At 66.1% G+C, this 23,984-nt stretch carries 26 protein-coding genes; 8 read left to right on the forward strand and 18 right to left on the reverse strand.

Annotated features, from left to right (window positions below; genetic code table 11):
• The 6 genes from ABGV18_RS04120 to ABGV18_RS04145 are packed head-to-tail and all read right to left on the reverse strand — an operon-like array spanning position 1 to position 5,309.
• The gene (locus ABGV18_RS04120) at positions 1-957 is read right to left on the reverse strand and encodes a VWA domain-containing protein (RefSeq protein WP_396584935.1); all 957 of its coding nucleotides are present in this window, start codon (positions 955-957) and stop codon (positions 1-3) included.
• Positions 954-1,472, reverse strand: coding sequence for a hypothetical protein (locus ABGV18_RS04125; RefSeq protein ID WP_396584936.1), 519 nt, complete (start codon positions 1,470-1,472; stop codon positions 954-956). The genes ABGV18_RS04120 and ABGV18_RS04125 overlap by 4 nt, the downstream gene beginning before the upstream one ends.
• Positions 1,469-2,509, reverse strand: a complete 1,041-nt coding sequence (locus ABGV18_RS04130; protein WP_396584937.1) for a DUF58 domain-containing protein — start codon at positions 2,507-2,509, stop codon at positions 1,469-1,471. The genes ABGV18_RS04125 and ABGV18_RS04130 overlap by 4 nt, the downstream gene beginning before the upstream one ends.
• Positions 2,506-3,468, reverse strand: a complete 963-nt coding sequence (locus ABGV18_RS04135; protein WP_396584938.1) for an AAA family ATPase — start codon at positions 3,466-3,468, stop codon at positions 2,506-2,508. The genes ABGV18_RS04130 and ABGV18_RS04135 overlap by 4 nt, the downstream gene beginning before the upstream one ends.
• Positions 3,465-4,166, reverse strand: a complete 702-nt coding sequence (locus ABGV18_RS04140; RefSeq protein WP_396584939.1) for a metalloregulator ArsR/SmtB family transcription factor — start codon at positions 4,164-4,166, stop codon at positions 3,465-3,467. Before ABGV18_RS04140 ends, ABGV18_RS04135 begins: the two co-directional genes overlap by 4 nt.
• Positions 4,167-4,187: 21 nt before the next feature.
• Positions 4,188-5,309 (reverse strand): YeeE/YedE family protein, encoded by a 1,122-nt coding sequence (locus ABGV18_RS04145; RefSeq protein ID WP_396584940.1) that lies wholly within the window; start codon positions 5,307-5,309, stop codon positions 4,188-4,190.
• Between the two features lie 417 nt (positions 5,310-5,726).
• Here ABGV18_RS04145 and ABGV18_RS04150 point away from each other — a divergent pair, with 417 nt between their 5' ends.
• The 5 genes from ABGV18_RS04150 (at position 5,727) to ABGV18_RS04170 (ending at position 9,603) form a co-directional block, all read left to right on the forward strand.
• Complete coding sequence (locus ABGV18_RS04150; RefSeq protein WP_396584941.1) at positions 5,727-6,452, forward strand: MBL fold metallo-hydrolase; 726 nt, start codon at positions 5,727-5,729, stop codon at positions 6,450-6,452.
• Between the two features lie 48 nt (positions 6,453-6,500).
• Positions 6,501-6,953 carry a hypothetical protein gene (locus ABGV18_RS04155; protein ID WP_396580811.1) on the forward strand — a complete coding sequence of 151 codons (453 nt, stop codon included), beginning with the start codon at positions 6,501-6,503 and terminating at the stop codon, positions 6,951-6,953.
• An 11-nt stretch (positions 6,954-6,964) separates the two neighbouring features.
• Positions 6,965-7,447, forward strand: a complete 483-nt coding sequence (locus ABGV18_RS04160; protein WP_396580810.1) for a rhodanese-like domain-containing protein — start codon at positions 6,965-6,967, stop codon at positions 7,445-7,447.
• Positions 7,448-7,570: 123 nt separating this feature from the next.
• Positions 7,571-8,821, forward strand: coding sequence for an MFS transporter (locus ABGV18_RS04165; RefSeq protein ID WP_396584942.1), 1,251 nt, complete (start codon positions 7,571-7,573; stop codon positions 8,819-8,821).
• A 200-nt stretch (positions 8,822-9,021) separates the two neighbouring features.
• Complete coding sequence (locus tag ABGV18_RS04170; protein ID WP_396584943.1) at positions 9,022-9,603, forward strand: DUF4124 domain-containing protein; 582 nt, start codon at positions 9,022-9,024, stop codon at positions 9,601-9,603.
• A gap of 39 nt (positions 9,604-9,642) precedes the next feature.
• Here ABGV18_RS04170 and argB read toward each other — a convergent pair whose 3' ends face one another.
• The 3 genes from argB to coaBC all read right to left on the reverse strand — a co-directional run bounded on the left by argB (position 9,643) and on the right by coaBC (position 12,512).
• A complete protein-coding gene (argB, locus tag ABGV18_RS04175; protein WP_396584944.1) occupies positions 9,643-10,530 on the reverse strand; it encodes an acetylglutamate kinase in 888 nt (295 codons plus the stop codon).
• Between the two features lie 307 nt (positions 10,531-10,837).
• The gene (gene dut, locus ABGV18_RS04180; protein ID WP_396584945.1) at positions 10,838-11,293 is read right to left on the reverse strand and encodes a dUTP diphosphatase; all 456 of its coding nucleotides are present in this window, start codon (positions 11,291-11,293) and stop codon (positions 10,838-10,840) included.
• Positions 11,294-11,297: 4 nt separating this feature from the next.
• The gene (gene coaBC, locus ABGV18_RS04185) at positions 11,298-12,512 is read right to left on the reverse strand and encodes a bifunctional phosphopantothenoylcysteine decarboxylase/phosphopantothenate--cysteine ligase CoaBC (RefSeq protein WP_396584946.1); all 1,215 of its coding nucleotides are present in this window, start codon (positions 12,510-12,512) and stop codon (positions 11,298-11,300) included.
• Between the two features lie 161 nt (positions 12,513-12,673).
• On the opposite strand from coaBC, the gene ABGV18_RS04190 reads away from it, so the two are divergent.
• Positions 12,674-13,306: a redoxin domain-containing protein gene (locus tag ABGV18_RS04190; RefSeq protein WP_396584947.1), complete on the forward strand. Its 633-nt coding sequence runs from the start codon at positions 12,674-12,676 to the stop codon at positions 13,304-13,306.
• 28 nt (positions 13,307-13,334) lie between these two features.
• Here the strand turns inward: ABGV18_RS04190 and tal are convergent, their stop codons facing one another.
• From tal to ykgO, 4 genes are all read right to left on the reverse strand, one after another.
• Entirely contained in the window at positions 13,335-14,432 is a 1,098-nt protein-coding gene (gene tal / locus ABGV18_RS04195) for a transaldolase (protein ID WP_396584948.1), read from the reverse strand.
• Positions 14,433-14,538: 106 nt separating this feature from the next.
• On the reverse strand, positions 14,539-15,444 hold the full coding sequence (locus ABGV18_RS04200) for a DnaJ C-terminal domain-containing protein (protein WP_396584949.1): 906 nt from the start codon (positions 15,442-15,444) through the stop codon (positions 14,539-14,541).
• A 215-nt stretch (positions 15,445-15,659) separates the two neighbouring features.
• Positions 15,660-15,887, reverse strand: a complete 228-nt coding sequence (locus tag ABGV18_RS04205; protein ID WP_396580801.1) for an alpha-crystallin domain-containing protein — start codon at positions 15,885-15,887, stop codon at positions 15,660-15,662.
• 167 nt (positions 15,888-16,054) lie between these two features.
• Complete coding sequence (gene ykgO / locus ABGV18_RS04210; RefSeq protein ID WP_058574874.1) at positions 16,055-16,180, reverse strand: type B 50S ribosomal protein L36; 126 nt, start codon at positions 16,178-16,180, stop codon at positions 16,055-16,057.
• 167 nt (positions 16,181-16,347) lie between these two features.
• On the opposite strand from ykgO, the gene rdgB reads away from it, so the two are divergent.
• Both rdgB and hemW read left to right on the forward strand, forming a co-directional pair.
• Positions 16,348-16,980 carry an RdgB/HAM1 family non-canonical purine NTP pyrophosphatase gene (gene rdgB / locus ABGV18_RS04215; protein ID WP_396584950.1) on the forward strand — a complete coding sequence of 211 codons (633 nt, stop codon included), beginning with the start codon at positions 16,348-16,350 and terminating at the stop codon, positions 16,978-16,980.
• Between the two features lie 7 nt (positions 16,981-16,987).
• Positions 16,988-18,157, forward strand: a complete 1,170-nt coding sequence (gene hemW, locus ABGV18_RS04220) for a radical SAM family heme chaperone HemW (protein ID WP_396584951.1) — start codon at positions 16,988-16,990, stop codon at positions 18,155-18,157.
• Between the two features lie 21 nt (positions 18,158-18,178).
• Here the strand turns inward: hemW and glmU are convergent, their stop codons facing one another.
• The 5 genes from glmU to atpA form a co-directional block, all read right to left on the reverse strand.
• Entirely contained in the window at positions 18,179-19,564 is a 1,386-nt protein-coding gene (gene glmU, locus ABGV18_RS04225; RefSeq protein ID WP_396584952.1) for a bifunctional UDP-N-acetylglucosamine diphosphorylase/glucosamine-1-phosphate N-acetyltransferase GlmU, read from the reverse strand.
• Between the two features lie 105 nt (positions 19,565-19,669).
• The gene (gene atpC / locus ABGV18_RS04230) at positions 19,670-20,113 is read right to left on the reverse strand and encodes an ATP synthase F1 subunit epsilon (protein ID WP_396584953.1); all 444 of its coding nucleotides are present in this window, start codon (positions 20,111-20,113) and stop codon (positions 19,670-19,672) included.
• An 18-nt stretch (positions 20,114-20,131) separates the two neighbouring features.
• A complete protein-coding gene (atpD, locus tag ABGV18_RS04235) occupies positions 20,132-21,520 on the reverse strand; it encodes a F0F1 ATP synthase subunit beta (RefSeq protein WP_396584954.1) in 1,389 nt (462 codons plus the stop codon).
• Between the two features lie 42 nt (positions 21,521-21,562).
• The gene (atpG, locus tag ABGV18_RS04240; RefSeq protein ID WP_396580795.1) at positions 21,563-22,423 is read right to left on the reverse strand and encodes a F0F1 ATP synthase subunit gamma; all 861 of its coding nucleotides are present in this window, start codon (positions 22,421-22,423) and stop codon (positions 21,563-21,565) included.
• Positions 22,424-22,438: 15 nt separating this feature from the next.
• The gene (gene atpA, locus ABGV18_RS04245) at positions 22,439-23,977 is read right to left on the reverse strand and encodes a F0F1 ATP synthase subunit alpha (protein ID WP_396584955.1); all 1,539 of its coding nucleotides are present in this window, start codon (positions 23,975-23,977) and stop codon (positions 22,439-22,441) included.
• Positions 23,978-23,984: the final 7 nt, after the last annotated feature.

Genomic DNA, 23,984 nt, shown 5'->3' on the forward strand with positions numbered 1-23,984 from the left:
TCAGGCCGTCAGTCGGACTTTCAGGGACTGGGCGACAAGCAGCCCGGCAAGCCCCAGCACCAGGAACCAGGCCAGCAGGGAATGACGCTCGCGGCGAATGTCCTGGGCATCCGCCTTCGGTCGGTGCCGCTCGATCACTTCGGTGACCGACAACAACGCCTCGCGGTCGCCAGCGGCGATGGCCTCGCCGCCGGACAATCGCGCTAGGTCCTCCAAGGTCGGCTCACCGCCGGCGGGGCCGGCATCGCCGGGGGCAAGATTGATGGTGAACAGCTCGATGCTCTCCGCCCGCGCCAGGGTGAGCGCCTCGGCCGGGGTCATCTCCCCGCCGGTGTTGACCCCGTCGGTCCAGACCAGCAGTTGCGGTGGGGCCTCGCCACGCTCGCGGCGCTCGGCAATCGATTCCATCGCCACCGCCAGACCATCGCCCAGCGCGGTCGCACTGCCGTCCAAACCCGGTTCGAGTTGCTCGATCCAGAAACGCAGCGCGCCGTGATCGCCAGTCTCGGGCACCAGTGTGCCAGCCGAATCGGTGACCACCAGCAGGGAAAATCGGTCGCGCGGGTGCGCGGTGATGAATTCGTCCAATGCCTCGCGCATCACCGCCATGCGCGAGACCGGCTGATCGTCGGCATCGCGAAAATCGCGCGTCGACATGCTGGGGCTGGCATCCACCAGCAGCACGATCGAGCGGGCCGGTTCATCAACCTCTACCGACTCGCCTACCCAGACCGGGCGGGCCAGCGCGATGATCAGGCTGGTCACCGCGAGGAGAAGCAGGGCCAGCAGCCAGCGCTGCCCACCCCGGGGGGCGCCCTCGACCGAATCACGACCCAGCGCCGGGTGACGCAGCAGCCGCGAAGGCGCGCGATCCCGCACCCGACGCGCCCAGGCCGGGTAGACCAGCGGCAGGCCGGCCAGCAGCAACAAGACCCAGGGCGAATCGAAGCCGATCATGCCGTCTGCCTCCGCCAGACCGCGCGGCGCATCGCGCGCAGTCGTTCGACGACCGCCGTCCGCCAGGCATCGTGGGCTTGCCCCGGATAACCCGGCTGCCGGCCGAAGCGGGCGTGATCGATCTCACGCACCCAGGCGGACCACGGCTCGGCCAGTCGCGCGCGCCATGGGGCCGGGCCGCCGTGCTGCCAGCGGCCAATCGCCCGGATCACCTCGTCCTGCAGCGCGCGCTCTCCGGCCGGATCGACGACGCGCGCCGATTGGCGCTCCAGCCGCCACAGGGCCAACCACAAACGCAGATCACCCCGGTGGCGCCAGAGCCACCAGCCGGCCAGCAACAGCAGCGCGATGGCCACAACCGCCAGCCACGCCAGTGAGCCCTCGTCGGCAGGCGCCGCTGCGTCACCGGCACGTTGCACCAGCCAGGGCGCGGTGTAGATATCGACCAGCCCCTCGGGCGCCTGCTCCGGCAGGCCGCCGTCGGGGTGATTCCAGTCGCGGTAGCCTTCACTCATGCCGCCGACCCCGCGGCGCGCGCCAAGGCCACCGGGGCCTCGGCAAGCCACTCGGCCGGCTCGGCCTCGGCGGGCAACGCCAGGAAGGCCGCGCCCAGGGCCTCGGCCGACTGTCTCCAGGCCTCCAGGCGCTCGTGCTGCCGGCTGGCAAATTGCTCTCGCCAGCGGCGATTGCCGGTATCCAGCCAGCGCGCCCGGTTGCCCGCCTCGAACGCGACCAGTCCCAGGTCGGGCATTTCCAGCTCGACCCGGTCGGCCACAGAGACGAAGATCAGGTGATGGGCGGCGGCCAGCGGCGCCCAGTCGATGACCCGGCCGGGGCCGGTATCCGAGAGGCAATCGGAGAACACCATGACCACCGAGCCGGCGGGCAAGCGCTGCAACAGACGTTGGCGCAGACCCGACCAGTCGACCGGTTGGGCCTCCTCGCCGGTCTCGCCGGCCGCCTCAGCCAGTTCCGCCAGGCGGTGCAGGATCGCCCCCTGGCCGGTCACCGGCCCGGCGGCATGATGCCCGGGACAAAGCTGCTCGCCGATGCCGTGGATCTCGACGGCCAGGTTCTGCCGCAGCGCACCGGCGGCGAAGGCGTGGGCGGCGAGCAGGGCCTGAGTGAGCTTGAGCCGCCGACGGGTACCAAAGCGCATCGCGGCACCACAGTCGACCACCAGGTGGGCTTGGCGCTGGGCCGGCTCGCGGTGCACGCGCACCACCGGCTCGTTGGCCCGCGCCGAGATGCGCCAGTCGATGCGCGCGGCGGGCTCACCCGGCTGGTAGGCGCGCAGTTGCTCGAAATCGAGCCCCTCGCCCAGGCGGCGGGCGAGCTGGTCGCCGGACAGGCGGGTGGCCGTGGGGGAGCTTTCCTGCACCAGGGCGGGCAGGCGCTCGCCACCCGCCCAGGCGATGGCGATCTCTTCGGCCGACGGTGCGACGCCGGCACGCTGGCGGGACACGTCATCTCGTGCCTGCCCACGGCCGACCATGCCCCGCAGGGCCGCCGTCGCCCGGCCGATCAGGCCCTGAGTCACGGTGGGGGTCACGGCGCCGGGATCAGCTCGAGCAGGCGGTCGATGACCGCGTCGCGGGTCAGGCCGCTGACCATGGCGCGCGGGCCGAGGATGATGCGGTGACGCAGGGCATCGGCCGCGAGCTTGATCAGGTCGTCGGGGACGATGTAGTCACGCCCCTCCAGGTAGGCGGCTGCCCGGGCGGCCTGCACCCAGGCGAGCGCGCCACGCGGCGAGGCGCCGACCAGCACCTGGTCGGCCAGGTCGGGGTCGAGTTCGCCGACCCGACGCGTGCCGGCGACCACGTCGACCACCCAGCGTTGCAAAGCCTCGTCGCAACGCACCTGGCGTACCGACTCGCGCGCGGCGAGCACCTGGTCGACGGTGATGTTCTTCGCCTCGCCCACCGGATTGGTGCCCAGCGTGCCCTCGAGGGTGCGCTTGAGGATGTCGTACTCGTCCTCGCGCTCGGGGTAGTCGAGCGAGACGTGCAGCATGAAGCGATCCATCTGCGCCTCGGGCAGCGGGTAGGTGCCCGACTGCTCCAGCGGGTTCTGCGTGGCCATGACCAGGAACAGCTCGGGCAGGTCACGGCTGTGGCCGGCGACCGTGACCTGGCGCTCGGCCATCGCCTCGAGCAGCGCCGACTGGACCTTGGCCGGGGCGCGGTTGATCTCGTCGGCCAGCACGATTTCGTTGAACAGTGGGCCCGGCTCGAAGGTGAACTCACGGGTCTCGGGGTGATAGATCTCGTTGCCGAGCAGGTCCGCAGGGAGCAGGTCGGGGGTGAACTGGATGCGCTTGAAGTTGGCGTGCACGCCCTCGGCCAGCGCCTTGATCGCGGTGGTCTTGGCCAGGCCCGGCAGGCCTTCAACCAGCAAATGGCCGCCGGTGAGCAGGCCGATCAGCAGGCGGTCGACCAGTTCGGTCTGCCCGACGATGTAGTGGCCCAGGTGGGCGCGGAGATCCTGGATGGGCATCTGTTCGCTCATGGCTCGACTCGGCTTGTCTGCGGTTCGGTTTCGGTGTCATCAATACTGATCGGCAGGCCCGCGAGCTTCCACTCGGGAAACCCCGATTCGAGCCGGCGGGTGCGGAACCCCGCCTCGCGCAGGCGCGCGACCGCCTCGAAGGAGAAGGTACAGTAGGGGCCGCGGCAATAGGCGATCACCTCGCGCTCGGGATCGAGCTCGGCCATGCGCCGCTCGAGATCCTCGAGCGTGACGTTCATCGCGCCGGGGATGTGGCCCGCCTCGTACTCCTCCTCGGGACGCACGTCGATCAGCGTGACCAGTCCCTTGCGGCAGCGCTCCACCAATTCCTCGGCCGATACCGGCTCGAGCGCGTCCTTCTGGTGCAGGTGGGCATCGACCATCTGGCGCACCTCGGCCAGATGACGCTCACCTACCCGGCGGAACACGTCCAGCAACTCGACCACGTCATCCGCGGCGATGGAATAGATCACCTGCTTGCCTTCACGGCGCGCCGCGACCAGTCCGGCCTGCTGCATGCGCTGCAGGTGCTGCGAGGTGTTTGCGACCGACAGGCCGGAAACCCGCGCCAGGCCATCGACCGAACGTTCCCCCTGGGCCAGGTGTTCGAGCAGCTCCAGCCGGCGCCCGTTCGAGAGCACCTTACCCAGGCGGGCGAACTGGTCGTTGAGGTCCTGTTTGAATCCGTGGCTAGTCACAAGTCATATCTTCCTTGCCGCTCAGCCCGAACAACCGGCCGAGGCGGCATTATTGGAGGAACGGCGGTCGATGCGCAGCATGACCCATGCACCCAGCATGATGGCCGCCAGCGACAGTATCGAACCGAGCGCGAGGGTGGAAAAGCCGGTCAGGCCATGCCCGACGGTGCAGCCCATCGCCAACACGCTGCCCACGCCAACCAGCGTGGCGCCCACGATCGTGCGCAACCATTCGCGCACGCTCATCGGAATGCTGAACCGCACGTCCCGGCGTGCCAGCGCACTAACGAGACTGCCCAGGAAGACGCCCGCGACCGCCACGACACCAAAGGTGATGGTAGACGGGCTGGTCATATTCTGGAGGAAGTACACCACATCGCCTAGTGGCGCACTGAAGGTGAACGACTGGGTGCCCAGCCCTTCCTGGGGACTGTTCTGCATCATCGACGCCATGTCGGCGGCCTGGCCCGGGGCCCCGCCGGTCACCCAGAAAGCCGCGCCAACCACGGCACCCATCAACAGGATGGCAAGCCATGCCAGACCGTTGCCGCGCAGCGGCAGCCAGCGCCAGCTGACAAACAGGAGCGCAGCGGCCAGCAGTGCCGCTACCAGCAGGTACACCAGCGTTCCGCCGCCGACGAGGGCGGCCAGGTCCTGGTGTGGGATGCCGAAGGCGGTCAGGTCGACACTCAGCCCACCGACCCAGGGGAGGAACGCGGTCTGGAAGAGGCTGGTCCGAGTCATCGCGTACGCGGCAATCGCCATCACCACGATCGCGACCAATGCCTGGACGTTCCCCTGCGACGTCTTGACCAGGCTACGGACGGGACAGCCGCGGGCGAGCACCATGCCCACACCGAACATGAAGCCGCCGATCAGGTAACGCCCCCAGGCGAAGTCCGGCGATCGGTAAGGCGGACGGGTCTGATCGAGATCCAGCCCGGCAATCCACTGCACCAGCGTGGTCGCAACGATCGCCACCCCGATGGCCCCCAGGTAGACCGCCATGCGCCCGCCATCGCGCGAGGACATGTAGGAACTCATGCCGCCAAGCAGGCAGAAGCGCGAAAACTGGGCCGCGGCGCCGAACACCACCGACAGCACCAGGACATAAAGCAAATACTGGGAAATTTCCGGATCCATCACCCACACCCTCATTGACCGTTGACGATTCGAGAGGGTCATCCCCTCGATGGGCGGCCACGCAGGCCGCCTTGCTCCTTTTCTTCGTTCTTCCCTGAGCCCGCGCTGGATCTCGCGATCTACCCGTGGGCCGAGGAGGGCCGCATGACCCCTCGAATGCCACTGCTGCGCCATGACGGCTCAAGAGATTAATCGTCGCTCCTTGACCAGAAAGGCACGCACTCGCGGCGACATTCAATCAGTCAATTGAACTTAATGTCAAGTCCCGCCAGATCGCCTCATGTCGCCAGTCCACCCGGATCAGGAACGGCATAGGGCAGGCATTGCGCCCGCGAAACGCAGATGAATCATCGCGCTTGACATTTATTCAATTGAGTAATTGAATGTTTTCCGTACACACCGTGGAGGACAACCCATATGTTCCTGATCCAGCATCCCTGCGAATTCAGCTCACTCGCCTATCTGTTCGGCTGCACCGGCAAGGGCCGGGCCATGGCCGTCGATGTGCATCTCGACGATGTCGATACCTTTGTCGAAATGGCCGAGGAAAAGGGCGTGGACATCTGCTTCGTGGTCGACACCCACGTCCATGCGGATCACAAGACGGGCGGCTCGGAACTGGCCACGCGCACCGGCGCGGAATACATGCTGCATGAATCCGCGCCGGTGAAGCACCCGTTCCGCGGCGTGGCGCACGGCGAGCACCTGGAACTGGGCAACGTGAGCGCCCAGGTGCTGCACACGCCGGGACACACCGACGACAGCATCTGCCTGCTGGTGACTGATCATTCGCGCACCGACGAGCCGTGGTTCCTGATCACCGGCCACACCCTGTTCCCCGGTGGCGTCGGCCGCCCCGATCTACACGGGCGGGAACGCGAGATGGCGGCAAAGCTCTATGACTCGCTGTACGGCCCGATCCTCTCCCTGCCGGATCACATCGAGATCCTCGCCGGTGCGCAGGCCGGCAGCGTCTGCGGCGGTGGCATCAGCGGCAAGCCAACGTCCACGCTGGGCTTCGAGAAGCGCCACAACGACGGGCTGATGCGCGATCGCTCACGGTTCATCGACAGCATCGCCTCGATCGAGCTGCCACCAGTAGAAGAGATCAAGGCGTTCTACGCCTTCAACACCGGGACCTGATCCCGGATTCAAAAGGCCACAAGAGCCAAACCCCAGAGGAGGAATCACATGGATATCACTCGCATGTTCAGGAGCGGCCTGATCGCCGGCAGCCTGGCCCTGATGGCCAGCGGCCCCGTCGCCGCCGAAGACATCGTGCCCGGCGCGACCGGCCCCAACGACCAGCCGGTGCTGACCTTCATCGGCAAGGAACCGCCGGGCACCCGCTGCAACAACAACCTGCAGGTCGCCGTGCAGGTGGCCAATACCTACCAGGTACCCATCCAGATCCTGTCCGCCAGCATGGTCGAGGACCTGCCGGCGCCCGCCGTCTACTACGGCGACCAGCTGATCGCCGCCGACGGCGCCGACTTCAACGGCATGTCCAGTTACCAGATGGTGGCCGACACGCTGGAGATGGACGGCGTGCCGAAACACGAGTCCGTCGGCCTGATCGGCAACGAGAAGGTCAACAAGGAATTCACCGACCTGCAGTCGATCATCAAGACCGGTGGCAAATGAGGAGCCCACACATGACGAATCTCAAGACCCTGTTTGCCGCGCCGATCGTGGCGCTGGCCTTCACCGCCGTCCCGGCGATCGCGGAGAGCGAGGAGCTGATCGACGCCATGGAGGGCTACGTGATGTTCCAGGAATACCACGGCGCGACCATCCGCCCGGAGCAGATCCCGGCGGACCACTGGGAAAACATCACCATCGTCGATACCCGCGATGCCGATCAGTACGCCCAGGACCACATCCCCGGCGCGATCAACATCGAGTGGCGGCAGATCCTCGAGCGCCGCGACGAGCTGCCGACCGACGAGCAGGTGCTGGTCTACTGCAACACCGGCACGCTGTCGGCGCAGGCCGGCCTGATGCTGCGCCTGGCGGGGATGAACAACGTGCGCATCCTCCAGGGCGGCTTTACCGGCTTCCAAAAGGCCGGCGGCTTCGAGGCCAACGCCCGGGCCCAGGCATTGGCCCAGGAGGCGGCCGACGAAGCGGCCGAGTAACTCGTCCCACCGCGCCCCGTCGTGGCGCGGGGCGTCTTGCCCGATTCGGCCCGTTCGGCCGGACCGCATCCGGCAAGACGTGTAAACCCCAGATACGAAACCAAGAGGGACAAGAGGGAACCCATGGATATCACTCACAGCATTGCCGCCAACCGCGGCCAGTTCACCCAGTTTTTGCTGCAGGTGTTCTTCGTCGGCGCCCTGGTCGGGATGACCCGCACCGTGCTGCCGGCACTCTCGGAATCGGACTTCGGTCTGGCGGCGGGGGCGTTTGCCACCCTGGCGAGCTTCGTGGTGATCTTCGGCGTGATCAAGGCCACGCTCAACCTGCTGGCCGGGCGCTTTTCCGATCGCTACGGGCGCAAGCGCGTGCTGGTGGCCGGCTGGCTGTTCGCTATCCCGGTGCCGTTTTTGCTGCTGATCGCCGATTCCTGGGGCTGGGTGCTGCTGGCCACGGTCTTCCTGGGCATCAATCAGGGCTTGGCCTGGTCGATGGCGCTCAACAGCAAGCTCGATCTCACCCACGCCCACCAGCGCGGACTGGTCAACGGCGCCAACGAGTTCGCCGGCTACGGCGGCGTGGCGGTGGCCGGCTACCTCGCCGCGATTGCCGCCGAGCAACTCGGGGCCAGAGCGGGCCTGTTCTGGTTCGGGCTGGCCGTGATCATCCTGGCGCTGGCCCTGGCGATCTGGATGGCCCGCGACACGCTGCCCTGGGCGCACGCCCAGCAGAAGGCCCAGCAGCAGACTCGGGGCAACGGCAAGGCCCCGGCGCTCCGCTCCGGGCTGGGCTTTTTCCTGCATGCCACCTGGGGCAATCGCAGCCTGCTGGCGATCAACCAGGCCGGTCTGGTCGAGAAGTTCACCGACACCATCATCTGGCTGTTCGTGCCCATCCTGCTGGTCACCCGTGGCGCCGACCTGGTGACGACGGGATTCCTGGTGGGCATCTACGGCGTGGTCTGGGGGGCCGGCCAGTTGATCACCGGGCCGGCGTCGGACCGACTGGGCCGGCGGGGCCTGATCACCTGGGGCATGTGGCTCTGCGGAGCGGGGGTCATCGCCATCGTGCTGACCCACTCGGCCTGGGCCTGGGGACTGGCGCTGGCCGTCACCGGGGTGGGCATGGCGATGCTCTATCCCACCCTGGGCGCGGCGGTGGCGGATCACTGCGAACCGGTCGAGCGTGCCGGTATCCTGGGCGTCTATCGCTTCTGGCGCGACTTCGGCTATGCCGTCGGTGCCGTGGCACTGGGACTGGTGGCCACGTGGACCGGTGGCATCGAGGCAGGCTTCTGGTTCGTGGGCGTGGCAATGGCCCTCTCCGGGCTGTGGGTGGCCTTGAGTCTCGCGCCTCGAGGCCAGGACCACTGACCAGGACCACTGACGTCCGGGTCGCGCGGGCCAGGTCAGCGGTTCAGGTCTACGGGCCAGGTCAATTGGCATCGTGCTTGCACCAATGGGCAAGCGAGCGCCCAATCCCTAAAGGAGCGCCCCCACGGGGCGGGCGCACTGTCACTATTTGACCCCACGACCAGGCAGGTCGTGGCCATCTTGGACACAAGGAGATCACCATGCCGGTCCGCCATCGCGCCATTCTGGTCGGCCTTGCGCTCACCGTGCTGCTCAGCCTTGCGTTGCAGGCGGCTCAAGGCGCTGGCGTCACCTATCGCTGGATCAACAACGACGGCAATCTGCAGTGGAGCGACACCCTGCCTTCCGGCGCCGCCGAACGAGGCTATCAGGTGATCGATCCGCGTACCGGGGAGGTCATCCGCGAGATCACGCCACGCAAGACGGCCGAGGAAAAGGCGCGCGAGGCGGCCAAGAAGCGGGCCGCCGAGCAGGCGGCACGCGAGGCCCAGGCCCAGGCCCAGCAGGATCGCATCCTACTATCGCTCTACAGCGACGAGGCGGATCTGCAGCAAACGCGAGACCAGCGACTCGACCGGCTGGACGCCCGCATTGCACAAATGGAAGGCTCGATCGAGCGAATGCAGGCAAACATCGACGCCGGGCACGACGACCCGGCCTACGTGCGAGACCTGGAACAGATGAAACAGGCCGTGATCGAGATGCGCGCCGAGCGGACGGCGGTGGCCAAGGAGTTCGAGGCCGACCTCGAACGTCTGCGCACGCTCCAGTCCGACGACTAGGAAGCCTCTGCACGGTTCGATGGCATCTCGCGAACCGGCTCAACCGCGAATCAGGGTGCCGACCCCCTGATCGGTGAGCAGCTCCAGCAGCACCGCGTGGGGCACCCGCCCGTCGATGATCTGCACCGTCTTGACCCCGCCGCGCACGGCATCAAGCGCGAAATTGATCTTGGGCAACATGCCGCCGTAGATGGTGCCGTCCTCGATCAGTGCCTCGACATCGCCCGCGGTCAGACCGGTCAGGAGCTTGCCTTCGGTATCCAGCACCCCGGCGATATTGGTCAGCAACAGCAGCTTTTCCGCCTCCAGCACCTGGGCGATCTTGCTGGCCACCACGTCGGCGTTGATGTTGTAGGCCTCGCCGTCCTCGCCCACGCCGATCGGCGCAATCACGGGGATGATGTCCGAGGCATCCAGGGTGCGCAGGATGCCCGCGTCGATGGAGGCCACCTCGCCGACGTGGCCCAGGTCGATGATCTCCGGCTCGGCGAACTCGGGGTTCTTGCGAGTGACCTTGAGCTTGCGCGCGCGGACCAGACCGGCATCCCGCCCGGTCAGGCCCACGGCCCGGCCACCGTGGCGGTTGATCAGGGCGACGATGTCCTTGTTGACCAGCCCGCCGAGCACCATCTGCACCACGTCCATGGTCTCGCGGTCGGTCACCCGCATGCCTTCGATGAACTCGCCCTGCTTGCCGAGTTTCTTCAGCACCTCGTTGATCTGCGGGCCACCGCCGTGGATGATCACCGGGTTCACGCCCACCTGCTTGAGCAGCACGATATTGCGGGCGAAGGCGTCCTTGAGCTCCTCGTCGACCATGGCGTTGCCGCCAAACTTGATCACCACGGTCTTGTCGAACAGGCGCTGGATGTAGGGCAGCGCCTCCATCAGCACGTCGGCGGTCAGGGCGGGGTCGAATCGGGGCATTGGTTAAATTCCTGAAGTTGAAAGTTGGATCTTTGGGAACCTATGCGCGGGTACCAATGCCGCTCTGCGCGACTTGAGCCGGGCAGATGCAAGGCATCCGTTCGCCGCGGAAGGGTAATTCCCTTTCCAAGAACGGTAACGCCGCAGGTGCCCGGCTCAGGCCGCGCCTTTCAGGGGCCCTGCGAGTCGCCCGTCGGCATATTGCAACTTGTTTTCGTGAAGCGACCACCCCCCCCACGAGAGAGCACACTCTGAGGACGAGAGACTCCGAGGGCCAGAGCGGTATCGGTCCCCGTGCACAGGCTCCTCAGCCACGACCGGTGTGGCCGAAGCCGCCGGTGCCGCGCTCGCTCTCGCTGAACTCGTCGACGGCCTCGAAGGCGACTTGGACCACCGGCACGACCACCAGCTGGGCGATGCGCTCGCCGACATCGACGGTGAACGCGCTGTTGCCGCGATTCCACATCGAGACGAACAATTGGCCCTGGTAGTCGGAATCGATCAGCCCCACCAGGTTGCCCAGCACGATGCCGTGCTTGTGGCCCAGCCCCGAGCGCGGCAGGATCATCGCCGCGAGCTCGGGGTCATCCAGGTGAATCGCCATGCCGGTGGGCACCAGTTCGGTCTGGCCGGGCTTGAGTGTCAGCGGCTCGTCCAGGCAGGCGCGCAGGTCGAGGCCCGCCGAGCCATCGGTGGCGTAATCCGGGCGCGGAATCTCGTTGCCCAGGCGGGGGTCGAGCCATTTGACCTCAACGCGATGCATCGTCTCAATCCTGTTTGATCTGGTGATAGGTGTCGAATATGTCGCCGGCGAGATGGTGCTTGTCCGCCTGCGCCAGTGCGCGCTCGCCGCCCTCCCACAGGAGCAGCAGGGTGTTGTCGGGCCGATCGAAGCCCTTGCCGGCACCGACCTCGTTGGCACAGATCAGGTCCATGCCCTTGGCCACGCGCTTGGCCGCCGCGTACTCGCGCACATGGTCCGTCTCGGCGGCGAACCCGATGACGAACGGCCGCTCGGCGCGTTCCGCGACACCGCGAATGATGTCCGGGTTGGGCACCAGCTCCAGGCTCAGGGTCTCGCCGCTTTTCTTGAGCTTGTGGTCCGCGGGTGCCGCCACGCGGTAGTCGGCCACGGCCGCGGCACCGACGAAGATATCCATCGCGCCGATCGACTCGACCGCCGCCTGCATCTCGGCCGCGGTTTCCACGTCGATCCGCTCCACGCCCGCCGGTGTGGGCAGGGCCGAGGGACCGGCGATCAGCGTCACGGCCGCGCCCCGACGGGCCGCCTCGGCGGCCAGCGCGAACCCCATGCGACCGGAGGAACGGTTGGCAATGAAGCGCACCGGGTCGATGGGCTCGCGGGTACCGCCCGCCGTGACCACGACGTGCCGCCCGGCCAGATCCGGCCGGGCGTTGGCCACAAGGGCATCGGCCAGTGCCTCGACGATGGCCTCAACTATCACCTCCGGCTCGAGCATGCGCCCTTCGCCGGTCTCACCGCAGGCCTGCGCGCCCGCCGCGGGTCCCAGCAGGGTCACGCCATGCTCGACCAGCCGGTCACGATTGGCCCGGGTCGCCGGGTGGGCCCACATCTGCCGGTTCATGGCCGGTGCCAGGTGAACCGGTGCGCTGGTGGCGAGACAAAGGGTCGTCAGCAGATCGTCGGCGAACCCGTTTGCCAGCCGGGCCATCAGGTTCGCGCTCGCCGGGGCGACCACCACGGCATCGGCCCAGCGGGCCAACGCGATATGATCCATGCCCGATTCGGCCTCGGCATCCAGCAGGGTGGTGCGCACCGGATGACCGCTGACCGCCTGGAAGGAGAGCGGCGCGACGAAGCGGGTCGCCGCCTCGGTCATTACCACGCGCACCTCGCAGCCGGCCTCGATCAAGCGGCGCACCAGCACCACGGCCTTGTAGGCCGCGATGCCGCCGGACACGCCGACGATAATGCGCTGGTTGGATAATGGGGCGTTCATGGGCGCAGTTTATCAGGGAAGGCCGGCACGAATCCGATGTCGCTCGCGGCTGGCGAATCGTTCGCGACCAAGGCGCGGCGTCGCCAGCATGACGAGTGGCCAATGACGGCGAGGCGGTACGCTGCCAGCCACCCTTCACCGCACACCGTTGAGACAGACACATGCCAGACGACTCAAGCAACACCCCGGGCAATACCCCGGGCAATACCCCGGGCAACAATCCGGAAAATAATCCGGGCAACAAATCAGGCAACGGCCCCGGCGACACGCCGCCGCCAAAACCCAAGCGCCGCCTGCCGCGCTGGGCGCGCTGGACCCTCGAGGGCCTGGTGTTTGTCGCGGCGTTGCTGGCGGTACAGGCCTGGATGGGACCGGACCTGCCGGAGGGCGAGATCCCCGGCATGGCGGTGGAAGATCTCGACGGCCGGGCGCTGACCATCGGCGGGCCGGCGGACGAGCCCACGGTGGTGGTGTTCTGGGCCACCTGGTGCGGTTACTGCGACCTGGAGATGCCCTGGCTGGTCGACCTGGTCGACGACCATCGCGTGATTACCGTGGCCATGCAGTCGGGCGATGCGGACACGGTGCGCGCCCACATGCGGGAAAACGATCTGGAGAAGCTGGCGGTGGTCAACGATCCCGACGGGCAGATCGCCGCCAGTCTGGGCGTGAACGTCACGCCCACCTTCCTGTTCTTCGACCAGACCGGCCGGGTGGCCCATTCCACCACCGGCCTGACCAGCCCCTGGGGCGTGCGCCTGCGGATGTGGTGGATGAACCGCGCCGCCGATTGACTGACCCCGCGAGGTGCTGCGGGGTACCTCAGGCCTGGTCGATGGCGGCGAGCAGATCGTCGAAGGCGGCCTGGAACTGCTCCAGCCCCTCGTCGAGCAACTGGTCACGCACCGCGCCGTCCATGTCGATGCCCACCTCGACCAGCTCGGCCCACACCTCGCGGTCCTCGTCGAGGCGCGGCTTTAACCTCGAGGCAATCCTGCCGTGGTCGGCAAAGGCCTCGAGTGTCGCATCCGGCAGCGTGTTGATCGTGCGCGGGGCGATCAGGTTCTCGACGTACAGCAGGTCCGAGTAGGCCGGGTTCTTGGTGCCGGTGCTCGCCCAGAGCAGGTACTGCGGCCAGGCGCCCTCCTGCTCGAGGCGTTCGAACGCCTCGTTCTCGAACACCTCGCGGAAATGCTCGTAGGCCATGCCCGCCAACGCTAGGGCCGCGCGGCCCTTGAGGGCCTCGGCGCGCTCCCCGCCGATGGCATCGAGCTGCTGGTCGACCAGCGTGTCCACCCGGCTCATGAACAGGCTGGCGACCGCGCGCACCTCGGCGGTCTCGTCGCCGTTGGCTTCCAGATGATCCAGACCACGCCGATAGGCGGCGAACACCCGCCGCACCTGGTCGAGCGAGAACAGCAGGGTGACGTTGACGCTCACGCCCTGGCCGATCAGCCGCTCGAACGCCTCGATGCCCTCGACCGTACCGGGCACCTTGATCAGCACATTGGGGCGGTCGACCAGTTCGCGCAGGCGATGGGCGGCACGCACCGAGGCATCGGCGTCATGGGCGATCCCGGGCGATTCCTCCCAGGACACCCAGCCGTCCTCGCCGTGCGACTGGTCCCAGACCGGTCGCAGCAGATCGCAGGCGCGCTGGATGTCGGTGACGACCAGGTGCTCGTAGACCTCCTCGACATCGTGGTACTGGCGCTTGCCCGCGGCAATGTCCTCGCTGTAGAGATCACTGCCGACGATCGCCTTCTTGAAGATCGAGGGGTTGGAGGTCACTCCGCGGATGCCGTACTCGCGGATCAGCCGCGGCAGGCCCTCGTCCGTCAACAGGCCGCGGGAGAGGTTGTCCAGCCAGAGACTCTGGCCCTGCGATTCGTGGAGTTGGCTCAAGGCGTGCGCGGTCATCGGTGACTCCTCCCGGTTGCTTGCGCGTGACAAGGACGAGGCACCGCGGTGGCACCTCTACCCGGAGCTTAGACGCTCATGCACCGTCCGCGTGGTCCAAGTGGTGTTATCGGGGGTCGAAGGGCATCGAGGTGCGCATTTCCTCGTAGAACTCGCGCGCCTCGTCGGTCTTGGCCGGCGGGGTGTGGATCATCAGGACCAGCAGCAGGTCGCCAGCGGCGAAGCCACGCTTGGGGATGCGCAGCTTGCGCCCGGATTGCGACCCGGCGGGCACGCTCATGTTGATGCGCTTGCCGTCGGGCAGGGTGACCGGCACCTTGGCACCCAGGGCCGCCTCCCAGGGCGTGATCGGCAGCTCCTGGAAGATGTTGTTGCCCTCGACCTGGTAGCCATCCTCCTCGCGCAGGGTCAGCACCAGGTACAGATCCCCCGACGGCCCGCCCATCGGGCTTGACTGGCCCTGACCGGAAAGTCGGATGCGACGTCCCGGCGTCGAGCCGGCCGGGACGTTGACCTTGAGCGAGCGTGCGCCGCCCCGCCCATCCGAGACCCGGATGGTGTGCGAGCCGCCGGTGACCAGCAGCGACAGCGGCACCGGTGCCTCGGCCTCGACATCCTGGCCGCGCACGCTCCGGCCCTGGCCACCGGGGCCACCGGGGCCACCGGGGCCACCATAGCCGCCGCCGAAGAACTGCGAGAAGAAATCCGAAAAGCCGCCGGCCGCGAAGTCGTCCCCGCCAAAGCCACCTGGGCCACCTGGGCCACCGGGCCCGGCACCGAACTCGTCGCCATGGTGATAGCCCGAACCCAGCGCATCGTAGCGAGCGCGCTTCTGGGCGTCGCCGAGCACATCGTAGGCCTCGTTGATCTCCTTGAACTTGTCCTCGGCACCCTCGCCCTTGTTGCGATCCGGGTGGTGCTTCTGTGCCAGCTTGCGGTAGGCGCGCTTGATCTCGTCCTGCGAGGCGTTGCGGGCCACGCCCAGGGTTGCGTAGTAGTCGTGATATTTCACGCCTGCACTCCTCCGAGTGGTGTTCTGTGTGCCGGGTAACCGGCGTCTCGAAAACCCGCCCATCGGGCAGGCTTTCGGCACGCCGGGAAGGATGAAAGGCCCAATGATGAAAAGCCCGGGGCCGCCGGACTTTTCACGGGCCTCCGCGGCCGACGGCCGGGTGGATCAGCTCACCTCGATGCAGCGTGGCTTCGAGGTTCCCGCCCCAAGGATAGTCACGGTGAGCTCGTCTTGATGTCCCCGTTGAGGCCCCCGGCATCCAGCCGGCAGATAAAGCGCCGATAGCGCCCGTGGTGGCGTTCGATCCGCGCGTAGCCATCCGGCGACTTCTTCCGTTCCGATCTGCGCTCGCCCTTGATCTCGACTGCCGACGTCCAGTCGGCGATTTCCAGCGTGCCCTGGTCGCGCCTCTCGGCGAGGCCCGGCTCGGGCAGCAAAATCATCTCGCGATGGCGACTGCTCCAGCATACCCCACGGGTAACTGCGGGTCTGGTGATTGCGGGTCTGGCCTTCCCTTGATGTAGGTCGAGCGCGGGCATTTTCAAGACCCGGACACGACAAGGCCCCGCCGAGGCGGGGCCTTGTGTCACGCATCAATCCGGCAGGCGACTTAGCGCTGACGGGCCTTGAAGCGCGGGTTGGTCTTGTTGATCACGTAAACTTTGCCGCGACGACGAACGACCTGGCAGTCCTTGTGTCGCTTCTTGGCTGACTTGAGAGAAGACAGAATTTTCATGGACGCCCCTTTTCGCTAATCCGCTCGGTTCCACACGAAGCGCGGCAATATATCGGATTCGGGGCGTGATGGCAAACCCCCGTTCGCCAGGGCCCTCGTAACGACCCTGCAGGACCACTCGCTTGCAGGTATCCTCGCAGGCTACGCAACACAACCGGGACGCCTGAATGACAGACATCGTGATCGCCACCAACAACGACGGCAAGATGGCCGAGTTCGAGGAAATGCGCCGGGTCCTGGCGGACAGCCACCCGACCCTGGACCGGCTGCGCTTCGTCTCGCAACGCTGTTGGGAGGTGTCGTCACCGGTCGAGGACGCCGACAGCTTTTGCGGCAACGCGCTGATCAAGGCGCGACACACCGCCGCGCTCACCGGGCACCCCGCGATCGGGGACGATTCGGGGCTGGTCGTCGATGCCCTCGAGGGCCGGCCGGGCATCTTCTCCTCACGCTTTGCCGGCGAGGAGGCGAACGATGCCGAGAACAACGACAAGCTGGCCAATGAACTGGCCAAGCGTCCGGATTCCCCGCGCAGTGCGCGCTTTGTCTGCGCCCTGGCGTTCGTGCGCACTGCCGAGGATGCCGACCCGATCGTCGTGGAAGGCACCTGGGAGGGCGAGGTGCTCGATACCCCGCGCGGCGAGCGCGGCTTCGGTTACGACCCGCTATTCCTTTCGCCGGCACACGGCCTGAGCGTCGGCGAGATGGACCCGGACGAGAAACACCGGGTCAGTCATCGGGCACGCGCCTTGAAGCAACTGATCGAGCAGCTGGCCGCTCTCGACATCGACCCCGCGTGAGCCGCTCATGAGCCTCCTGCAGTTCACCGACAACCCGCCGCTCTCGCTCTACGTCCACCTGCCGTGGTGCGTGGAGAAATGCCCCTACTGCGACTTCAACTCGCACGGGCTCAAGGGTCGCGACCTGCCCGAGGACGAGTACATCGACGCGCTGCTGCGCGACCTCGAGCCCGAGTTGCCCCTGATCTGGGGACGGCCGATCGAAACGATCTTCCTCGGCGGCGGCACGCCCAGCCTGTTCTCCCCGGAGGCGCTCGACCGGCTGATGTCCGGCCTGCGGGCCTTGCTGGACCTGCGCTTTACCCGCGAGGTGACGCTGGAGGTCAATCCGGGCACCGACATGGCCTCTCGGCTGGCCGAGTATCGCGCCATCGGCTTTAACCGGGTCTCGATCGGCGTGCAGAGCTTCAATGACCGTTCGCTGGAACGGCTCGGCCGGATTCATGATCGACGCGCCGCCTGGCGCACCATCGAGGCGGCGCACGACGCCGGTCTCGACAGCTTCAATATCGACCTGATGCACGGCTTGCCCGGGCAGACGGAAGCGGACGGTCTGGCGGATATCGACACCGCGATATCGCTCGAACCGCCGCATCTATCCTGGTACCAGCTGACCATCGAACCCAACACGGCCTTCGCGTTCAGCCCACCGGCGCTGCCACCCGAGGCGACCCTCGACCGGATCGGCGAGGCGGGTGCCCAACGCCTGCTCGATGCCGGTTACGGACACTACGAGATCTCCGCCTTCGCCCGCCCGGATCACCACTGCCAGCACAACCTCAACTACTGGCAATTCGGCGATTACCTCGGCATCGGGGCGGGGGCGCACGGTAAGCTGACGATCCCGGCGGAAAACCGCATCGAGAGACGCCTGCGCAGCCCTCACCCCAATCGCTACCTCGAGCTCGCGGGCCAGCCGGCCAACATCGACGCCCACGACATCACGCGCCAGGAGATCCCGTTCGAGTTCATGCTCAATGCCCTGCGGCTGACCGAGGGTTTCCCGGTGAGCCTGTTCCAGGAGCGCACGGGCATGCCCATCGCGGTGGTCTCCAAGACGCTGCGCGGCCTGGAAGAAGACGGCCTGATCGACTGGGACATCCAGACGATCAGGCCGACCGATCTCGGCCTGCGGTTTCTCAACGACGTGCTGGGACGCTTCCTGCCCGACCAGTGAACATCGGCGGCAACGGCGTCGTCAGTCGTTCTTCTTGCGCGGTCGCTGCCAGCCGTCGATCGCGGACTGGCGGGCACGCGCCACAGCCAGCTGCCCTTCTCCCACATCGCGGGTAATCGTCGAACCGGCGCCGATGGTGGCATCGCTGCCCACGCGAACCGGCGCGACCAGCTGGCACGCCGAGCCGACGAACACCCGGTCACCGATCTCGGTGTGGTGCTTGTTGGCGCCGTCGTAGTTGCAGGTGATGGTGCCGGCGCCGAGGTTGCAGTCATCACCGACACGGGTGTCGCCCACGTAGGAGAGGTGGTTGACCTTGGAGCGCTCACCCAGACGTGCCGCCTTGATCTCGACGAAGTTTCCCACCCGCGCAGCCGAATCAAGCGCCGCACCCGGACGCAAGCGCGCGTAGGGTCCGATCGCGTTGTCGCCGGCCGTCACCACGCCGTCGATGTGGCTGAAGGCCTCCACCGTCGAACCGGGACCGATCTCGCAATCTCGCAGGACACAATGGGGACCGATGTAAACGTTGTCGCCGAGGCGCACGCTGCCCTCGAACACGCAACCGACGTCGATCGAGACATCCTGACCACAGTCGAGTGACCCGCGGATGTCGACACGCGTCGGGTCGGCCAGTGTCGTTCCGGCCAACGCCAGCGCCTCGGCCTGGCGCTGCTGGTAAACGCGTTCCAGTTGGGACAGCGCCAGTCGATCGTTGACCCCCGTGACCGCCCAGACGTCCCCGGCAATGACCGCCTCGACGGCCTTGTCCTCGGCCGCCGCCATCTCGATGATGTCGGTCAGATAGAGTTCGCCCTGCGCGTTGCCGGATTCGAGCCGATCGAGCCATGCCACCAGGTCCGCGTAGCGAGCCATCAGGATGCCGGTATTGACCTCACGGACCTGTCGTTCCGCCTCGCTGGCATCCTTCTGCTCGACGATGCGCAGCACCCGTCCGGTGCCATCGCGGAGGATCCGGCCGTAGCCGGTCGGGTCGTCCATATGCACGGTCAGCAGGGAGACGACCGCGCTCGACCCGGTCAGACGCCCCAGCAGGTCGGCGCCGAGTAGCGGCACGTCGGCGTACAGCACCAGTACCCGGTCGTCCGGCTGCGCCCGCAGACCCTCGATCCCGAGCTGGACCGCATGGCCGGTGCCGTTCTGTTCGTGTTGCCAGACCCAATCTACGTTGCGGCGGGCCTGTGATGCACGCACGGCTTCGCCCTGGTGGCCGATCACGACGTGGATCGTGGCCGGGTCGAGATCGGCGGCCGTGTCCAGGCAATGGGCGAGCATCGAGCGCCCCGCAATCTCATGCAGCACCTTGGGGCGGCTCGAGCGCATACGCGTCCCCTTTCCGGCTGCGAGCACCACGACGTGGAGCTCGGAACGTGACTGCCTGTTCATTGTCTTGTCCTCAACGTCTCTCTCCCGACCGACGCCAGTCACGCCGGCCACAAACAAGAAAGGAGCCCGAAGGCCCCTTTTCTATCATCCATTCGCGGATACCGCTCAGTGACGGCCCTTCTGGGCACGCATGGACTTGATCCACTTGAGGCGCTCTTCCGCCTCGACCATGATCATCTCGGCCGAGGTGAAATCGAGCTGCCCACGCTGCTCGTATTCGGAGACGTACTCCTCTCGCTCGCCCATGCGGGCCTCGAGTTCGTTCGGATCCAGATTCTTGGCATCTTCTTCCGTCAGCGCCCAGTCAGCAATGATGCTGACCACGTGGGGCTGGACTTCGACCACCCCGAAACCGACGAAATAGCGCACGACCGAACCGTCCTCTTGGTGCACCCGGACTTCGCCCGGACGCAGCACCGACAACGTCTGCGTGTGGCGGGCGGTTACGCCCATCTCGCCGGCTTCGGTCGGGACGGTGACGAAGGTCGCCTTCCCGGTGAAGATCGGCTTTTCCATGCTGACGATGTCGACTCGAGTAGTCATAGCCATTGTCGACCTCCTCGGTTATCAGGCCTTCTCAGCCATCTTGTTGGCCTTCTCGACGGCTTCGTCGATCGAGCCAACCATGTAGAACGCCTGCTCCGGCAGGTGGTCGTATTCGCCGGCCACGATGCCCTTGAATGCGCGGATGGTTTCCTTGAGCGGCACGTAGCGGCCCGGGGCACCCGTGAAGACTTCGGCGACAAAGAACGGCTGCGACATGTACCGCTGGACCTTACGAGCCCGCGATACGACTGCCTTGTCGTCGTCAGAGAGCTCGTCCATCCCCAGAATGGCGATGATGTCCTTGAGCTCCTTGTAACGCTGCAGCGTGTTCTGCACCGCGCGGGCCGTGTTGTAGTGCTCCTCGCCGACGACCTGCGGGTCGAGCTGACGACTGGTGGAGTCCAGCGGGTCGATCGCCGGGTAGATACCCATGGCGGCGATGTCACGTGCCAGTACGACGGTCGCGTCGAGGTGGGCGAAGGTGGTCGCCGGCGCCGGGTCGGTCAGGTCGTCCGCCGGCACGTAAACGGCCTGGACGGAGGTGATCGAGCCCGTCTTGGTCGAGGTGATGCGCTCCTGGAGCACACCCATTTCCTCGGCCAGTGTCGGCTGGTAGCCCACCGCGGCCGGCATGCGGCCCAGCAGTGCGGAAACCTCGGTGCCCGCCAGGGTATAACGGTAGATGTTGTCGATGAACATCAGGACGTCACGGCCCTCGTCACGGAAGAACTCGGCCATGGTCAGGCCGGTCAGCGCCACGCGCAGACGGTTGCCCGGCGGCTCGTTCATCTGGCCGTAGACCAGAGCGACCTTGTCGAGGACGTTGGAGTCCTTCATCTCGTGGTAGAAGTCGTTCCCTTCACGGGTACGCTCGCCCACGCCGGCAAAGACCGAGTAACCGCTGTGCTCGATGGCGATGTTGCGGATCAGTTCCATCATGTTGACGGTCTTGCCCACGCCGGCGCCGCCGAACAGGCCGACCTTGCCGCCCTTGGCGAACGGGCAGAGCAGGTCGATGATCTTCACGCCCGTCTCCAGCAGCTCGGTGCCCGAGGCCTGCTCGTCGAAGGCCGGCGCCTTGCGATGGATGGACCACTTTTCGTCGCTCTCGACCGGGCCGGCCTCGTCGATCGGCTCGCCCAGGACGTCCATGATGCGGCCCAGGGTACCCTTGCCGACCGGTACCGAAATCGGCTTGCCGGTGCTGGTCACGGTCATGCCGCGCTTGAGGCCATCGGAGGTGCCCATGCCGATGCCGCGCACGACACCGTCACCGATCTGCTGTTGTACCTCGACGATCAGGCCGGTGTCGTCGACGCGGATCGCATCGTAGACGGCCGGGATCTGGTCTTGAGGAAACTCGACGTCGATCACCGCCCCGATGATCTCGACAATTTTTCCAGAACTCATGTGTGTTCCTCTTTCAATTCGAAAAATGGGTGGCTGCCGTCGTCATACGGCGGCGGCGCCAGATACGATCTCGGAGATTTCCTGAGTGATCGCCGCCTGCCGCGCCTTGTTGTACTGCCTCTTGAGGTCAGTGATCATGTCACCGGCGTTGTCAGAGGCGTTCTTCATCGCGATTCGACGCGCTGCCATCTCGCTGGCGACATTCTCGATGACGGCCGCCACGACCAGTCCGGCGATATAGCGCTTGAGTACCGCATCCAGGACCGTCTCCGAGTCGGGCTCGTAGATGTAATCCCAGTGATGCTTGAGGTTTTCGTCCTCCTGGTACTTCAGCGGCGCGATCTGTTCGACCACCGGATTCTGCGACATCGAGTTGACGAACTCGTTATGTGCCAACTCGATCCGGTCGACGTCACCGTTCTCGTACGCGACCAAGGCGGAGTTAATCGCCGTGCGCATAGTGGCGTAACCAGGCTTGTCCCCCAGACCGGTCACGGAGGTCAGGATGTTGCCCCCGTACCGCTTGAAGAAGGCCCGACCCTTGCTACCGACCGGGATGACGTCGACGTCGACACCATTCTTCTCGTATTCACGGATCTTTTCGCCGGTGCGTTTCAGCAGGTTGACGTTCAGCCCGCCGCACAGGCCGCGATCCGTTGTCACCACGATCATCAGAACGCGCTTGACCTCGCGTTCGACCATCAGGGGATGGCGGTATTCAGGATGCGCGTTGGTGATGTGCCCGACTACCTCGAGAAACTTCTCGGCGTAGGGACGGGTCGCATCCATCGCTTCCTGGGCGCGCCGCATCTTGGATGCGGCCACCATTTCCATCGCCTTGGTGATCTTGCGCGTGTTCTGAACGCTCTTGATCTTGGTGCGAATCTCTTTGCCTACGGCCATGATTTCGCTCCCGGTTTAATAGACGCCTTTGGACTTGAAGTCCTCGATCACCTTCTTGAGCTCGGCGGCGATCTCGTCGTTGAAGTTGCCTTCGTTACCGATCTTCGCCTCCAATTCCGCCGCGTTATCCGCCGCGTAGGCGTGCAATGCCGCCTCGAAGTCGTTGACCTTCTCCACCGGCACATCGTCGAGGAAACCTTCGTTGGCGGCGGTCAGCGACAGCGCCATCTCGGTGACCGACAGCGGCTTGTACTGCGGCTGCTTCATCAGCTCGGTGACGCGCTTGCCGCGCTCGAGCTGCTTGCGGGTCGCCTCGTCCAGATCGGAAGCGAACTGCGAGAACGCCGCCAGCTCACGGTACTGGGCCAGGTCGGTCCGGATGCCGCCGGCAAGCTTCTTGACCGCCTTGGTCTGCGCCGAACCACCAACACGAGACACCGAGATGCCCGGGTTGATCGCCGGGCGGATGCCCGCGTTGAACAGGTCGGTCTCGAGGAAGATCTGACCATCGGTGATCGAGATCACGTTGGTCGGAACGAACGCCGAGACGTCGCCGCCCTGGGTCTCGATGATCGGCAATGCGGTCAATGAACCGGTCTTGCCCTTCACTTCACCGTTGGTGAACTTCTCGACATAGTCCACGTTGACGCGTGAGGCCCGCTCGAGGAGACGCGAATGCAGGTAGAAGATGTCACCCGGGTAGGCTTCGCGGCCCGGCGGACGACGCAACAGCAGGGAGATCTGACGGTAGGCCCAGGCCTGCTTGGTCAGGTCGTCAAACACGATCAGGGAGTCCATGCCGCGGTCGCGGAAGTACTCACCCATGGTGCAGCCGGCGTAGGCGGCCAGGTACTGCATGGCGGCCGGGTCGGCGGCAGTGGCGGAGACGATGATGGTGTATTCCATCGCACCGTGCTTTTCCAGCTCACGCACCACGTTGGACACGGTGGAGGCCTTCTGGCCCATCGCGACGTAGACGCAGTAGACGCCCTTGCCCTTCTGGTTGATGATCGTGTCGATCGCCACGGCGGTCTTGCCGGTCTGGCGGTCGCCGATGATCAGCTCTCGCTGGCCTCGACCGATCGGCACCATTGAATCGATGGCCTTGATCCCGGTCAGGATCGGCTCGTCGACGCTCTGGCGCTCGATGACGCCCGGGGCGATCTTTTCGATCGGGGCGGTGGACTCGGCGTTGATCTCACCACGACCGTCGATCGGCTCACCGAGGGTGTTGACGACACGGCCGAGCAGTTCCTTACCGATCGGCACTTCCAGGATGCGCTGGGTGCACTTGACCTGGTCACCTTCGCTTAAGTGCTCGTAGCTGCCCAGCACCACGGCGCCAACCGAATCGCGCTCGAGGTTCATGGCCACACCGAAGGTGCCGCCCGGCAACTCGATCATTTCGCCCAACATCACGTCGTTGAGGCCGTGGATTTTCAGGATGCCGTCGCCCACCGAGACGATGGTGCCGACGTTTTGCGCTTCCGCGCCGGCATCGAAATTTTCGATGCGCTCTTTAATCAGACTGCTGATTTCAGACGGGTTGATCATGGAAGAT

Origin of the sequence: Guyparkeria halopsychrophila, from assembly GCF_044582135.1 — a bacterium.
GTDB lineage: Bacteria > Pseudomonadota > Gammaproteobacteria > Halothiobacillales > Halothiobacillaceae > Guyparkeria.

Bases quoted from the DNA above. Each gene is read 5' to 3' on its own strand.
- ABGV18_RS04165 (WP_396584942.1), top strand. From the start codon at position 7,571: ATGGATATCACTCACAGCATTGCCGCCAACCGCGGCCAGTTCACCCAG.
- ABGV18_RS04170 (WP_396584943.1), top strand. From the start codon at position 9,022: ATGCCGGTCCGCCATCGCGCCATTCTGGTCGGCCTTGCGCTCACCGTG.
- ABGV18_RS04205 (WP_396580801.1), bottom strand. From the start codon at position 15,887: ATGATTTTGCTGCCCGAGCCGGGCCTCGCCGAGAGGCGCGACCAGGGC.
- dut (WP_396584945.1), bottom strand. From the start codon at position 11,293: ATGCATCGCGTTGAGGTCAAATGGCTCGACCCCCGCCTGGGCAACGAG.
- ABGV18_RS04125 (WP_396584936.1), bottom strand. From the start codon at position 1,472: ATGAGTGAAGGCTACCGCGACTGGAATCACCCCGACGGCGGCCTGCCG.
- ABGV18_RS04155 (WP_396580811.1), top strand. From the start codon at position 6,501: ATGGATATCACTCGCATGTTCAGGAGCGGCCTGATCGCCGGCAGCCTG.
- tal (WP_396584948.1), bottom strand. From the start codon at position 14,432: ATGACCGCGCACGCCTTGAGCCAACTCCACGAATCGCAGGGCCAGAGT.
- ABGV18_RS04135 (WP_396584938.1), bottom strand. From the start codon at position 3,468: ATGAGCGAACAGATGCCCATCCAGGATCTCCGCGCCCACCTGGGCCAC.
- ABGV18_RS04190 (WP_396584947.1), top strand. From the start codon at position 12,674: ATGCCAGACGACTCAAGCAACACCCCGGGCAATACCCCGGGCAATACC.
- ABGV18_RS04120 (WP_396584935.1), bottom strand. From the start codon at position 957: ATGATCGGCTTCGATTCGCCCTGGGTCTTGTTGCTGCTGGCCGGCCTG.
- hemW (WP_396584951.1), top strand. From the start codon at position 16,988: ATGAGCCTCCTGCAGTTCACCGACAACCCGCCGCTCTCGCTCTACGTC.
- glmU (WP_396584952.1), bottom strand. From the start codon at position 19,564: ATGAACAGGCAGTCACGTTCCGAGCTCCACGTCGTGGTGCTCGCAGCC.
- ABGV18_RS04160 (WP_396580810.1), top strand. From the start codon at position 6,965: ATGACGAATCTCAAGACCCTGTTTGCCGCGCCGATCGTGGCGCTGGCC.
- atpC (WP_396584953.1), bottom strand. From the start codon at position 20,113: ATGGCTATGACTACTCGAGTCGACATCGTCAGCATGGAAAAGCCGATC.
- coaBC (WP_396584946.1), bottom strand. From the start codon at position 12,512: ATGAACGCCCCATTATCCAACCAGCGCATTATCGTCGGCGTGTCCGGC.
- atpD (WP_396584954.1), bottom strand. From the start codon at position 21,520: ATGAGTTCTGGAAAAATTGTCGAGATCATCGGGGCGGTGATCGACGTC.
- rdgB (WP_396584950.1), top strand. From the start codon at position 16,348: ATGACAGACATCGTGATCGCCACCAACAACGACGGCAAGATGGCCGAG.
- ABGV18_RS04150 (WP_396584941.1), top strand. From the start codon at position 5,727: ATGTTCCTGATCCAGCATCCCTGCGAATTCAGCTCACTCGCCTATCTG.
- atpG (WP_396580795.1), bottom strand. From the start codon at position 22,423: ATGGCCGTAGGCAAAGAGATTCGCACCAAGATCAAGAGCGTTCAGAAC.
- ykgO (WP_058574874.1), bottom strand. From the start codon at position 16,180: ATGAAAATTCTGTCTTCTCTCAAGTCAGCCAAGAAGCGACACAAGGAC.
- atpA (WP_396584955.1), bottom strand. From the start codon at position 23,977: ATGATCAACCCGTCTGAAATCAGCAGTCTGATTAAAGAGCGCATCGAA.
- ABGV18_RS04145 (WP_396584940.1), bottom strand. From the start codon at position 5,309: ATGGATCCGGAAATTTCCCAGTATTTGCTTTATGTCCTGGTGCTGTCG.
- argB (WP_396584944.1), bottom strand. From the start codon at position 10,530: ATGCCCCGATTCGACCCCGCCCTGACCGCCGACGTGCTGATGGAGGCG.